Annotated in this window: 15 protein-coding genes and 1 tRNA gene; 11 read left to right on the forward strand and 5 right to left on the reverse strand. The window is 63.3% G+C overall.

Translation table 11 applies throughout. The annotated features are described in order from the left end of the window. The first annotated feature begins 156 nt into the window (after nucleotides 1–156). From ACXAHG_RS19590 to ACXAHG_RS19620, 7 genes are all read left to right on the forward strand, one after another. Nucleotides 157–1,125 (forward strand): ABC transporter substrate-binding protein, encoded by a 969-nt coding sequence (locus tag ACXAHG_RS19590; RefSeq protein WP_475060035.1) that lies wholly within the window; start codon nucleotides 157–159, stop codon nucleotides 1,123–1,125. 17 nt (nucleotides 1,126–1,142) lie between these two features. After that, nucleotides 1,143–1,397 carry a hypothetical protein gene (locus ACXAHG_RS19595; RefSeq protein WP_475060037.1) on the forward strand — a complete coding sequence of 85 codons (255 nt, stop codon included), beginning with the start codon at nucleotides 1,143–1,145 and terminating at the stop codon, nucleotides 1,395–1,397. 112 nt (nucleotides 1,398–1,509) lie between these two features. Beyond that, nucleotides 1,510–2,475: an ABC transporter substrate-binding protein gene (locus ACXAHG_RS19600; RefSeq protein ID WP_475044288.1), complete on the forward strand. Its 966-nt coding sequence runs from the start codon at nucleotides 1,510–1,512 to the stop codon at nucleotides 2,473–2,475. A 10-nt stretch (nucleotides 2,476–2,485) separates the two neighbouring features. Next, on the forward strand, nucleotides 2,486–3,538 hold the full coding sequence (locus ACXAHG_RS19605; RefSeq protein WP_475060039.1) for a quaternary amine ABC transporter ATP-binding protein: 1,053 nt from the start codon (nucleotides 2,486–2,488) through the stop codon (nucleotides 3,536–3,538). After that, nucleotides 3,538–5,574 (forward strand): ABC transporter permease, encoded by a 2,037-nt coding sequence (locus tag ACXAHG_RS19610; RefSeq protein WP_475060042.1) that lies wholly within the window; start codon nucleotides 3,538–3,540, stop codon nucleotides 5,572–5,574. The genes ACXAHG_RS19605 and ACXAHG_RS19610 overlap by 1 nt, the downstream gene beginning before the upstream one ends. Nucleotides 5,575–5,697: 123 nt before the next feature. Then, nucleotides 5,698–6,360: an NnrU family protein gene (locus ACXAHG_RS19615; protein WP_475060044.1), complete on the forward strand. Its 663-nt coding sequence runs from the start codon at nucleotides 5,698–5,700 to the stop codon at nucleotides 6,358–6,360. A 62-nt stretch (nucleotides 6,361–6,422) separates the two neighbouring features. Then, a complete protein-coding gene (locus ACXAHG_RS19620) occupies nucleotides 6,423–6,941 on the forward strand; it encodes a DUF2478 domain-containing protein (RefSeq protein WP_475045312.1) in 519 nt (172 codons plus the stop codon). Between the two features lie 134 nt (nucleotides 6,942–7,075). Here ACXAHG_RS19620 and ACXAHG_RS19625 read toward each other — a convergent pair. After that, nucleotides 7,076–7,159: transfer RNA gene (locus tag ACXAHG_RS19625), tRNA-Tyr, on the reverse strand. A 120-nt stretch (nucleotides 7,160–7,279) separates the two neighbouring features. Here ACXAHG_RS19625 and rlmB point away from each other — a divergent pair. The 3 genes from rlmB (at nucleotide 7,280) to ACXAHG_RS19640 (ending at nucleotide 9,292) form a co-directional block, all read left to right on the forward strand. After that, a complete protein-coding gene (gene rlmB / locus ACXAHG_RS19630) occupies nucleotides 7,280–8,056 on the forward strand; it encodes a 23S rRNA (guanosine(2251)-2'-O)-methyltransferase RlmB (protein WP_475044282.1) in 777 nt (258 codons plus the stop codon). 99 nt (nucleotides 8,057–8,155) lie between these two features. Beyond that, nucleotides 8,156–8,617, forward strand: a complete 462-nt coding sequence (locus ACXAHG_RS19635; RefSeq protein ID WP_475044280.1) for a YHS domain-containing (seleno)protein — start codon at nucleotides 8,156–8,158, stop codon at nucleotides 8,615–8,617. Between the two features lie 204 nt (nucleotides 8,618–8,821). Continuing rightward, nucleotides 8,822–9,292, forward strand: coding sequence for a CoA-binding protein (locus tag ACXAHG_RS19640; RefSeq protein WP_475044279.1), 471 nt, complete (start codon nucleotides 8,822–8,824; stop codon nucleotides 9,290–9,292). Nucleotides 9,293–9,462: 170 nt separating this feature from the next. Here the strand turns inward: ACXAHG_RS19640 and ACXAHG_RS19645 are convergent, their stop codons facing one another. Then, the gene (locus ACXAHG_RS19645) at nucleotides 9,463–9,780 is read right to left on the reverse strand and encodes a phosphoribosyl-ATP diphosphatase (protein WP_475060046.1); all 318 of its coding nucleotides are present in this window, start codon (nucleotides 9,778–9,780) and stop codon (nucleotides 9,463–9,465) included. An 11-nt stretch (nucleotides 9,781–9,791) separates the two neighbouring features. Further along, nucleotides 9,792–10,553: an imidazole glycerol phosphate synthase subunit HisF gene (hisF, locus tag ACXAHG_RS19650; RefSeq protein WP_475060049.1), complete on the reverse strand. Its 762-nt coding sequence runs from the start codon at nucleotides 10,551–10,553 to the stop codon at nucleotides 9,792–9,794. Nucleotides 10,554–10,778: 225 nt separating this feature from the next. Here hisF and ACXAHG_RS19655 point away from each other — a divergent pair, with 225 nt between their 5' ends. Beyond that, the gene (locus ACXAHG_RS19655) at nucleotides 10,779–11,225 is read left to right on the forward strand and encodes a DUF302 domain-containing protein (protein ID WP_475060051.1); all 447 of its coding nucleotides are present in this window, start codon (nucleotides 10,779–10,781) and stop codon (nucleotides 11,223–11,225) included. A 32-nt stretch (nucleotides 11,226–11,257) separates the two neighbouring features. Here ACXAHG_RS19655 and ACXAHG_RS19660 read toward each other — a convergent pair whose 3' ends face one another. Both ACXAHG_RS19660 and hisA read right to left on the reverse strand, forming a co-directional pair. After that, nucleotides 11,258–11,548, reverse strand: coding sequence for a hypothetical protein (locus ACXAHG_RS19660; RefSeq protein WP_475060053.1), 291 nt, complete (start codon nucleotides 11,546–11,548; stop codon nucleotides 11,258–11,260). Nucleotides 11,549–11,573: 25 nt separating this feature from the next. Beyond that, nucleotides 11,574–12,296, reverse strand: coding sequence for a 1-(5-phosphoribosyl)-5-[(5-phosphoribosylamino)methylideneamino]imidazole-4-carboxamide isomerase (gene hisA, locus ACXAHG_RS19665; RefSeq protein WP_475044270.1), 723 nt, complete (start codon nucleotides 12,294–12,296; stop codon nucleotides 11,574–11,576). Nucleotides 12,297–12,386 lie beyond the last annotated feature (90 nt).

A 12,386-nucleotide genomic window follows, 5' to 3' on the forward strand; every position in this document is an offset into this window, starting at 1 on the left:
GCGCGCTTAGGGCAAGTTTTAGGTTTTTTCCAGCGCGCCGGCGGAGGTGATCCGCTGCCGCGTTAATCTTTGTCAACGTCCCCCTGATATGCCGGAACCAGAGCTGCGCCCTTAGGGGTCGGCATGTGGGAATACTGGCAGAACGGGAGTTACGCCATGACATTCAAAGCGTTTGTTGCAGCGCTGGGGGCGCTGGCGGTTTCGGGGGCTGTTCATGCAGCTGACATGGGCGACGTTGGAACGCCAATCCGGCTGTCCCTGAACAATTGGACCGGCCAGCACTTGTCGACCTATATCGCCGGCGGCATGCTGGAGGAGGCGGGCTATACCGTCGAATACGTAGAGGCCGACCAGGGCGCCATGTATGAAGAAATCGCCTCAGGCGATGTTCATGCGATGGTTGAGATCTGGACCACCAGCAACCCGGCCAGCTATTTTGCAGCCCGAGACGAGGGCCGGATCGAGGAACTGGGCGATCTGGGCCTGGATGCCCGCAACGGGGTGGTTTTCCCGCCTTATGTGGCGCAGATGTGCCCGGGTCTTCCCAACTGGGAAGCACTGCGCAGCTGCGCGGCCATCTTCTCTAAGGATGGCAAGGGCAAGCGCGGCATTTACCTGGCTTACCCGGAATCCTGGGGCTCGCCCGGCGCCGACCGGATCCGGGCCCTGGACCTGCCGTTTGACGTGGTTGCGGCAGAGTCCGAGGCCGCGATGATTGAGGCGTTTCAGGAGGCCTACCGCGAAAGACGCCCGGTGATTTCCACCTTCTGGGCGCCGCATTGGGCAATGTCGTCCTATGCGTTGCAATTCGTGCGCCTGCCTAAGCCGGAGCCAGCCTGCTACACCGATCCGTCCTGGGGGCCGAACCCCAAGGCCACCGGCGATTGCGATTTCTACCGCGGCGGCGTGGTCAAGGCGAGCTGGAACGGGTTCAAAGAGCGCTGGCCTGCTGCCTATGAAATCCTCAAGAACTATGAGCTGAGCATTTGGGACCAGCAGCCGCTGATCGGCCTGGTGGATGTCCGCGGCGAAACCCCGCGGGGTGCCGCCCGCGGCTGGCTGGCGGTCAACCGCGCCAAGTGGATGCCGGTTGTCGAGGAGGCCACCGGCAAGGGCCGGTCCTGAAGCCGCGTAATCCGCTCATGCACAAAGAACAGCGCGCCTGCTATGCAGGGGCGCTGTTTCTGTTTCAGCGCATCTGCCTTGCTGCTCGACCCGCCGCTGGTATAAGCCCGGAGGGCGGGATGTTGATTCCGGAACTTGTCTGTTTGCACAAAAACTTAAACCGTCAATCAGATTTTTTTGCCTTTTGTGCCGCATTTGCTCGACAAGAGGTCGCAATATGTTCCAATACTTGCATTATCCCCGGCCACACTTGGGCCATGGGCATCTGCTGACAAAGGTAAAGAGCGGCCGTAAGGCCAGGCAGCTGCCATGAGCCGCCGGGTTCCAAAAGACGCGCTAGGCCGGAAAACGGGCCGCGCAACAACAATGACAGGGAGTAGAAGGATGAACTTCAAGGGATATGCGCTGGCGCTGGGCGCCGCAACGATGACGGTTGCAGCGGGCATCGCCTCTGCGGCGGAGCTGGGCGACACCGGCAAGCCGATTAAGCTGGCGGTGAACGAATGGACCGGCCAGCATGTGACCACTCATATTGCAGGCGAAATGCTCAAGGCCGCTGGCTATGACGTGGAATATGTGTCCGCGGGCATGATGAACCAGTTCCAGGCCATCGCCGATGGCGACATCCACGCGACGCTGGAAATCTGGTCCTCCAATGTCTCGGATGAATACGCCAAGAAGGTGGAAGAGGGCACTGTTGTCGAACTGGGCGACCTGGAGCTGAACGCGCGTGAAGGTATTGCCTACCCGGCCCATGTGGCCGAAATCTGCCCCGGCCTGCCGGCCTGGGAGGCGCTGAAGGATTGCGCGATGCAATTCGCCACCGCCGAAACCCTGCCGAATGGCCGCCTGGTCGACTACCCGGCCGACTGGGGCACGCCCGGTGCCGACCGTATGACGGGACTTGAGCTGCCGTTCAAGGCCGTGCCTGCGGGTTCTGAGGCAGCTTTGATCGTCGAGCTGCGCGCCGCGACGGAGCGTAAGACGCCGCTGTTGATCACTTTCTGGCAGCCGCATTGGGCGATGTCCGCCTATGACGTGCAGTTTGTCGACCTGCCGGCAGGCGAGGACGCCTGTTTCAGCGATCCGGCCTGGGGGCCGAACCCCAATGCGGTGAACGACTGCGACTTCTCGCCCTCGCGCATCTTCAAGGCCGCCTGGTCCGGCACCGAGGAAACCTGGCCTGCAGCCTTTGAGATCCTGTCGAACTACACCCTGGCCGTTGAGGACCAGCAGCCAATGATGGGCGCGGTCGACGTGGACGGCGGCAAGGTCGAAGAGGTGGTTGCCGAATGGATGGCCGCCAACGAGGACAAGTGGCGCCCGGTTGTCGACGCCGCCATCAACTGAGCACAGCCCAGTGAGCGGCTCAGAGACGCCTGCCATCACCTGCCGGAATGTCTGGCAGGTGTTTGGCAACAACGCAGACAGCGCTTTGAAAGAGGCGCTGTCGCAGCACGAAACACCTGAAGCAGCAGCACAGGACTTGCGCGGCAAGGGGCTGATCCCGGCGGTGCAGGACGCCTCCTTTGACGTGAAGGAGGGGGAGCTGTTTGTGATCATGGGCCTGTCGGGCTCCGGCAAGTCTACCCTGATCCGATGCATCTCGCACCTGCTGCACGCCACCGGCGGCGAAATCCGCATCGACGGCGAGAATATTGTCGAGGCCAGCCCCAAGCGGCTGATCGAACTGCGCCGCAAGAAGCTGGGCATGGTGTTCCAGCACTTTGGCCTGTTCCCGCACATGACCGTGGCCGAGAACGTGGCCTATCCGCTGCGGGTGCAAGGGGTGAAGAAGAAACAGCGGCTGGCCAAGGCGCAGGAGGTGATCAAGCTGGTGGGCCTTGGCGGCCGCGAAACCAACTACCCGCGCGAGCTGTCGGGCGGCCAGCGCCAGCGGGTCGGCATCGCCCGTTCGCTGGTGGCGGATTGCTCGGTCTGGTTCCTGGATGAGCCCTTCTCGGCGCTCGATCCGCTGATCCGGCGGCAGCTGCAGGATGAGTTCCTGGAGATCCAGGCGAAGCTCAAGACCACCATCGTCTTCATCACCCATGACATCAACGAAGCGCTGAAGCTGGCCGACCGCATCGCCATCATGCGCGACGGCCAGGTGGTGCAGGTCGGCACCCCCGCCGACATCGTGCTGCACCCGGTCAACGACTACGTGCGCGAGTTCTCCAAGGACGTGGCTAAGGGTCAGCACGCCCGCGTTGCTTCGGTGATGCAGGCGGGTGAGCACCATGTCTACGGCGCCGACGATCCGGGCTTGCGCGAAGACATGACGCTGGATGCCGCCCTCGCACGCTGCATGGAGCTTTATGAGCCGGTGCCGGTGCGCACGCCGGAGGGAAAATTGGTGGGGGTGGTAAACCCGGCAGATCTGGCCGCCGCTTTGCAGGTGGAGCAGGGCTGATGGCGGGACTGTCAAAAGGCGCCGTCGCGGCGCTGATTGCAGCGGCGGCAGGCGCCTTGTGTCTTCTTCTGGAAAACAGCGTGCCGTGGCTGGTCAAGTTTCCTGCTGCCTGGGTGCTGCCCGCAACCGATTGGGTGGGGGCAGGGCTGGAGTGGTTCCTGGCGTTGATCAAGCCCGCCGCCCGCAGCTTCTCGGCGCTGATGTTCTACCCGATGGAAGCCGCCAACTATGTGCTGAGCAGCACCCCCTGGCCGCTGGTCATCTGCGCCACCACGGCGCTGGCCTGGATCCTGGGCGGGGTGCGTATGGCACTGATGGCGGTGGTGGGCCTCGGCTTTGTGCTGGCGTCGGGCTACTGGCCCGAAAGCATGAACACCCTGGCGCTGGTCGCCGTCTCGGTTCCCTTGGCGCTGATCATCGGCGGCGGCATCGGTATCCTTGCCAATGAATACCCCCGCATCCGCCAGCCGGTGCAGGCGGTGCTGGACATCATGCAGACAGTGCCGACCTTTGCTTACCTGACGCCGTTGCTGGTGCTGTTCGGCTTTGGCCCGGTGGTGGGTCTCATTGCCTCGGCCATCTACGCCGCGCCTCCGATGGCGCGCAACGTGCTGCTGGGCCTCGAACGGGTCGAACCCGAAATCAAGGAAGCTGCCATAATGGCCGGCGGCACACGCCTGCAGCAGTTGTTCCAATGCGAGATCCCCTCCGCCGGGCAGCAGATCATGGTGGGCGTTAACCAGTGCCTGATGGCAGCGCTGTCGATGGTGATCATCGCGGCGGTGATCGGCGGCTTTGACGACATCGGCTGGGAAGTCCTCCTCACCATGCGCAAGGCGCAATTCGGCGAAAGCCTGCTGGCCGGTTCGGTGATCGTGATCTTTGCCATCCTCATTGACCGGATGAGCGGCACCCTGACTCAGGACCGCCGCGACAATCATGACCCGCGCGTCGCCTGGGGCATCCTGGCGCTGGGCGCAGCTGTCAGCGCGATCTTCTGGAGCCAGCTCCAGCAGCCCGGCACCTATGCCCTGTTCAACCCGGTGGCGGACAGTGTCGACCGGGGGCTCTCGTCCTTTACCAGCGCCAATGCGGAGTTCCTGACCGCACTCAAGAACAACGTGCTGTTCTACGTGCTGCTGCCGATCCGCATTGGCCTCGATCAAGCGGTGCTGCCTTTCACTTGGGGTTTTGCCTGGACCCCGGCAATGAGCCTGTGGCTGTTTGCGGCGGGCGCCGCCGCAGGTACGGTCTGTGCCCTTCGCGGCCGGCTGGCGCTGGGCGTGATGCTGCTGATCGCGGCAGGTATTCTGGAAACCGGTGTTTCGCAGCTTCCGTGGCCCTTTGTGCTGGTGGGCGCGGGGGCCCTGGCCTGGGTTGCAGGCGGGCGCAATCTGGCGGTCCTGACGGTGATCCTGCTCGGCACCATCCTGCTCTCCGGCCTCTGGGAGCGGGCGCTTCTGTCGCTTTACCTCTCCGGTGCTGCGGTGTTTGCCTGCGCGGTGATGGGCGGTGCCGTGGGGCTGGCTTCGGCGGTTTCGCCCGGGGTCTGGCGCCTGGTGCGGCCGGTCTGCGACATGCTGCAGACAATCCCGCTGTTCGTGTTCCTGATCCCGGTCCTGATGGTGTTCCAGATCGGCGAGTTCTCGGCCTTCCTGGCGATCATCGCCTATGCCATCGTGCCGATGATCCGCTACACCCGGCATGGGCTGGTCTCGACCCCTGACGAGATGATCGAGGCTGCGACCGCCTCCGGCGCCACCAAGTGGCAGATGCTCAAGGACATCCGCGCGCCTTATGCGGCGCCGTCGATTCTCCTGGGGCTCAACCAGACCATCCTCTATGCCTTTGCGATGCTGGTGATCGCAGCACTGATCGGCACCACCGGCCTCGGCCAGTCGATCTATCTGGCGCTGGGGCAGGCGGATGTGGGGCTGGGCATCTCGGCAGGTGCTGCAATGGCGATCCTCGCCCTGATCGCCGACCGCATGGTACAGGGCTTTGCCGAGGAGCGGCGCAAGGCGCTGGGGCTTTAACTGCCCCCGAAACCACGAAAAGGGGCGCCCCAGCGGCGCCCTTTTTTGATCTGGGGCAACGTATTAGGCTGACATCCCGCCTATAGCTGCAAAAAGGACTGATCTATTTCCGGAGAGACCCCAATGGGCTGGCTCGAATTCACCTCTGCACTTTTGTTGTTCCTGGCCAGCCACGCCATCCCCGTGCGGCCGCCGGTGCGGCCCTGGCTGGTCGCCTGGCTGGGCCTGCGCGGCTACATCATCGGCTACAGCGTCCTGTCGCTGGCTATCCTGGCCTGGCTGATCGTGGCGGCGGAGCGGGCGCCTTATGTCGGCGTGCTGCCCTATTGGGAGGGTTTCCGCTGGGTGCCGCTGCTGGTGATGCCGCTGGCCTGCCTGCTGGCTGTGGGTGGCATGATGCGGCAGAACCCCTTCAGCTTTGGCGGGCTTGGCATCAAGCCCTTTGATCCGGCAGCCCCCGGTATCTTGGCTGTAAGCCGCCACCCGCTCCTGGCGGCGATGGCGCTTTGGGCCGGGGCGCATCTGCTGGCAAACGGCGACCTGGCGCATGTGATTCTGTTCGGCCTGTTTGCGGGCTTTGCCTGGATGGGTATGGCGCTGATCGACAAGCGCAAACAGCGCCAGATGGGGCAGGGCGAATGGCGCCGCCTCAGCCGCAACACCGCGCGGCTGAACCTCGCCCGGCTGCGGCCCTCGGGCAGCGAGGCCGCGCTTGCCGGGGCAGCGTTCCTGGCGCTTCTGCTTCTGCACGCCCCCGTCATCGGCTACCATCCGCTGCCCTGGTAGGGGTTGACCCCGGCGCCCGCATGACCACCTATGAAATGACTCGAGACTGGAGAATAAGACTGATGCACCTGGCCTATGTGATGACCGAAGAACGCGGCGCCACCGACCGTCTGCTGAGCGAGCTGGCCGAGAAACTGCAGGCCAAGGGCATCCGCCTGGCCGGTATCGTGCAGACCAATGTGGAATGCTACGACAAAGAGTTGTGCGACATGGATGTGCGGGTGCTGCCTGCGGGCGAAACCATCCGCATTTCGCAATCCCTGGGCGCGGGCGCCCGCGGCTGCCGCCTGAACCCCGAGGCGCTGGAACAGGCGGTCGGGCAAGTTTCTGGCGTGCTGCAATCAGACCCGGCGCCGCAGCTGCTGATCGTCAATAAATTCGGCAAGCACGAGGCCGATGGCCGCGGTATGCGCCCCATCATCGGCGAGGCGCTGGCGCTTGGCATCCCGGTGATTTCCGGCGTTAACAGGCTGAACGTAGAGCCGTTCCAGGCCTTTGCGGACGGTATGGCGGTGGCGGCTGGCCCGAATCTGGAGGCGCTGGTCGCCTGGGCGGAACAGGCTGTGGCTGAAACCGCCTGATCTGCAGATTACCGTTTGAAATCAGATGAAAGGCCCGCGAAGCTGATGCGGGCTTTTTGTTTTACCGCGCCGCGTGCGGCCCATTCAGCGGTTTGCTGAACCACCATCGTCCGATCTGTGATGCAGAAAGAAGATGGTGGGCGACCTAGGAATCGAACCTAGCGTGCGTCTCCGCGAGGGAGTTACAGTCCCCTGCCACACCTTGCGGCCTGTCGCCCACTGTCAGTTGCGTGTTGCACCTGATGTGGAGGCGTGATTACAAGCAGGCCAAAGGAGCGTCAACAGGAAAAACGCAAGTTTTTCACGCGCCCCGCAAATTCTTTTTGCCGGAGAGCAATATGGCTAAGAAACCCAAATGGGTCGTCGAAAAAGAGCAGGCCAAACGGGCCGCTGCAGCGGAAACCGTGTGGCTGTTCGGGCTGCATGCGGTGCGCGATGCGCTGCTGAACCCCAAGCGTGAAAAACTGCGCCTGATGGTGACCATGAACGCGCAGGCAAAACTGGCAGATGCAATTGAACAATCCGGTATCGAGGCTGAGGTTGTCGACCCGCGCAAGTTCAACCCGCCGATCGACCCGCAGTCGGTGCACCAGGGGGCAGCGCTTGAGGTGAAGCCCCTGAACTGGGGTGGGCTGGCCGAAAACTGCATCGGCGCAGAGGCGCCGCGGGTGCTGCTGCTGGACCGGGTCACTGACCCGCATAACGTTGGCGCCATCCTGCGTTCTGCAGAGGTGCTGGGCGCCAGCGCCGTGATCGGCACCCGCCACCACTCGGCGCCTGAAACCGGCGCGCTGGCCAAGACCGCCAGCGGCGCGCTGGAGCGTCAGCCCTACCTGCGGATGCGCAACCTCGCCGACACCATAACCGAACTGCAAAGCATGGGTTTCATCGTGCTGGGTCTCGATGGCGAAGCAGAACAGACCATCGAAGCCGCGCTGGCGGGCAAGCAGCACCTGCCGGTAGCCTTGGTGCTGGGCGCCGAGGGGCCGGGGCTGCGGCAAAAGACCAAGGAAACCGTGGATGGCCTGGTCAAGATCGGCGCCGCGGGCGGCTTTGGATCGCTCAATGTGTCGAACGCAGCGGCGATCGCGCTCTATGCTTCGATCGGGCGCTAAGAGCGCCGGGGCCGTCACGGGCTGATCACATCTGCGTATGCGCCCTTTGCAAGGCCCGGGTGCTGCTTCAGAGTCCTGGGACGGATTTGGAAAACGTGAATGGAGAAGAGCAAGGTGCTGCGACTGGTCCTGTTGGCTGCTGCAGTTCTGTTCCTGTCTCTGCCAGGGCTGTCCCGGGCAGAGATGGCTGTCTTTTCCTCCCGCGAAGGGGTGGCCATTGGGGGATATGACCCTGTGGCCTTCTTTGAGCAGGGGGCGGCAGAGAAGGGGCGGCGTTCCCATGCGGTGATGTGGAAGGGGGTCGTGTGGCGATTCGCTTCCGCACGGAATCAGGCCCGGTTTGAGGCTAACCCCCGTGCCTATGCACCGGTTTTTGGCGGCTACTGCGCCTATGCGATGTCCAAGGGGCTGGTGCATCAGGGAAATCCTGAGATTTGGGCGATTGTGGACGGGGAGCTGTTCCTGTTGAACAACCAGCGTGTCCACACCCTTTGGCAGGCTGATACCGTGCAGATGATCGCCAGCGCGCATGCGCATTGGCCTGCAGTGCTGCGGAAATAACCTGTCACCTCACAAAAGCGAGAGCACCCCTTTTATTTTTCCGACTGTGACCCATATTCAATACAGACTGCGGAGTGGAACCACCGCAGATCTTTTTCACTGTCCCTCGTTCCATACCTTGCGCCCGGCTTGTCCGGGCGCATTTTTATGTCCGGGCAGCGAATCCGTCTATTCTGTGCCGGATGCCGCGGCTAGGGTGCGGGCATGACAGATTACAGCGATGAGCATCTGAAGAAGGTCCTGCAAAGGGCCAAGACCGTAGCGGTGGTGGGCGTGTCGATGAACCCGGTGCGCCCCAGCTACTATGTGGCACGCTATCTGGGCCTCAAGGGCTACCGGGTGATTCCGGTGAATCCCGGCCATGCGGGCAAGATGCTGTTCGGCGAAACAGTGCGGGCCAGCCTTTCAGAAATTGACCTGCCTGTGGACATGGTCGACATCTTCCGCCGTTCCGAGGCGGTGCCGCCGATCGTGGATGAAGCGCTGGAGATTTTTCCCAAGCTGCAGACCATCTGGATGCAGATAGGGGTAGAGCATGCCGAGGCTGCCGCCAGGGCCGAGGCGCGCGGGGTGACGGTGATCCAGAACCGCTGCCCCAAGATTGAATACCAGCGCTTGTTCGGCGAATTGCGCATGGGTGGTTTTGCCACCGGCATCATTTCCTCGAAACTCTGACGCCTGTGGCTGTTCGGGGCGCTCCCGCCCGCTGCTGGCGCCCTAAAGGGCGTCATGCGCGGTTGGGCCGGGCGCCGCTGCGCGGCGCAAAAGAACTTGCTGAGAGGCCCTGACGGGCAAGTCTGCCCGTCAGGGTCTGGCCAATTGTGATATTGAGAGCGGGCTTGGGGTCAGCCCTTGGGACGGCTGGCTTTCTCGGCAATGCCGCTGAGGCCCTGGCGTTCAGCCAGCACCTGCAGCACATCGTCCAGCGCAACATCGCGGGCGGCCAGCATCACCAGGAAATGATAAAGCACATCAGCGCCTTCCGAGGCCAGCTTGGCTTTGTCAGCCTTCACCGCTTCGATGATCGCCTCAATGGCTTCCTCGCCGAATTTCTCGGCGCATTTCTCCGGCCCTTTGGCCAGCAGCTTGGCCGTCCAGCTGGTCTCCGGATCGGTGCCCTTGCGGGACAGGATGGTGGCTTCGAGATCGTGCAGCAGGCTCATCACATGCCCCTTCAGTTCAACCGCATCGGGATGCCGGCGGCAGCCATGTGGTCCTTGGCTTCCTGGATGGTGAATTCCCCGAAATGGAAAATCGAGGCCGCCAGCACCGCGCTGGCACCGCCCTTGGTCACGCCCTCCACCAGGTGATCCAGGTTGCCGACACCGCCGGATGCAATCACCGGCACGTCCACCGCATCGGAAATCGCCTTGGTCAGCGGCAGGTTGAAGCCGGATTTGGTGCCGTCGCGGTCCATTGACGTTAGCAGGATTTCCCCCGCGCCCTTGGCTGTCACCAGCCTGGCGAACTCCACCGCGTCGATGCCGGTCGGCTTGCGGCCGCCATGGGTGAAAATCTCCCAACGGCCCGGCTCGACAGTCTTGGCGTCGATGGCGCAGACGATGCACTGGCTGCCGAACTGATCCGCGGCCTCAGCAATCACATCCGGGTTGGCCACCGCAGCGGAATTGAACGAGACCTTGTCGGCGCCCGCCAGCAGAAGCGCCCGCACATCATCTTTGGTGCGCACCCCGCCGCCCACGGTCAGCGGCACAAAGCACTGCTCGGCGGTGCGCCGCACCACGTCGAACATGGTGCCGCGGTTTTCATGGGTCGCGTGAATGTCGAGAAAGCAGATCTCATCCGCGCCGGCAGCATCATAGGCCTTGGCCGATTCCACCGGATCGCCCGCATCGCGCAAGCCGACAAAGTTGACGCCCTTGACCACACGCCCATCGGCGACGTCGAGACAGGGAATGATACGGGTTTTCAGCATGGGGATCCGCCTTTTGCTCCTTGCGCCCGTGGGTACGCAATGACTGCCAAAAGCGCAACAGATATGGCTGCGGCTGCGCGTTTTGGTCCGGGGCGGGCTTATGTTACCCTGCCAGACAGTACCGAGGCAGGCAGTCAGATACCGCCAATGCCGCAAACGTGACTTGCCTGTTTGCGCCCGCTGCCTTGTTTTCACCGCATCGCCTCACATTTTGGAGCAGCTGTTATGATGAAAAACCTTATCCTTACCGGAGCCATCGCCCTCATGTCTGCATTGCCCGCCGCTGCCGAATTGATCAAAGTGCCAAGCCAGAAACCCGTGGCGGAAACCATGGACGCGCTGCAGGCCGCTGTTGAGGGCGCAGGCGCCACCGTCTTTGCCCGGGTGGATCATGCCGCGGGCGCGCAAAAGGCGGAACTGGCGCTGAAGCCGTCCCAGCTGCTGATTTTCGGCAACCCCAAGCTGGGCACCCCGGCGATGCAGGCGGACATGCGCGCCGGGCTCTATCTGCCGCTTAAAGTGCTGGCGTATGAGGATGCGGATGGCCAGGTCTGGCTGACCTATGAGGATCCGGCTGAGATGCTTTCGGGCCTCGATATCCCCGCTGACGCCGGGTTCATTGCCAAGATGCAGGGCGCTCTGGGCAAGCTGACGGCTGCTGCCGCGCAATAACCCCGAAGGCCGCCTGCAGGCCGCCCCGTGCCTTACCGGCGCGGGCGGGACCGGTAGCGGTCGATCACGGCTGCAATCGCCCACAACAGCCCGGCGCCCATGGTGACCGGGGCGAAGATCAGCGGCCCCCAGGCGGCAAAGACCCCCATGGTATAGGCGGTCTCGCCCAGGTCGCGGACCAGCACCACGCAGGGGTTGGCAAAGCCTTCGTGGATTTCGCAATCAAAGCCGGCTCCCAGCAGTACCACAAAGGCAATACACAGCAGCCACAGGACAATCGGGCCTATGGTGAGGACGGCAAGAATGCGGCGGACGAGGCGCATAGGCTTTCCCTTCGCCGGGACGGCGTCAGGCTTTCAGAACCGCCAGCGCCTCTTTCAGGTCAATGGCCCCATCATAGAGCGCCCGGCCTGAAATCGCGCCGTTCAAAGGCGCGCCGCAGGATTTCAGCGCCGTGAGGTCGTCCAGCGAGGACACGCCGCCGGATGCAATCACCGGGATGCTGACCGCATTTGCCAGACCGGCGGTGGCCTCGACATTCGGGCCCTTCATCGCGCCGTCGCGCAGGATGTCGGTATAGATGATCGCGGCAACGCCGGCGTCCTCAAAGGATTTGGCGAGGTCGGTGACCATCACGTCGGTTTCCTCGGCCCAGCCCTTGGTTGCGACCTTGCCGTTGCGGGCGTCGATGCCGACCGCCACCTTGCCAGGGAATTCCCGCGCCGCTTCGCGCACCAGATCCGGGTTTTCCACCGCCACGGTGCCCAGGATGACCCGGGCCAGGCCCTTGCCGATCCAGCGCTCGATGGTTGCCATGTCGCGGATACCGCCACCCAGCTGCGCGGGCACCTTGGTCTGCTTCAGGATCTCCTCGACCGGCACGGCGTTGACCGGCTCGCCGGCAAAGGCGCCATTGAGGTCCACCAGATGCAGCCACTCACAGCCCGCCTCGACAAACTCCAGCGCCTGCGCGGCGGGGTTGTCATTGAACACTGTGGTCTTGTCCATCTCGCCATGCAGCAGGCGCACGGCCTGGCCGTCTTTGAGGTCAATCGCGGGGTAGAGGATCATCCGGGCGGTCCTTCGTGAAATCAAGCTGGCGGTGTTTTGCACAACGTAAGGGCAGATTGCAACGCGACCCGAAGTCAACCTTGCCTCAAA

The sequence above is a fragment of the Leisingera sp. ABD4_442 genome, assembly GCF_056160905.1.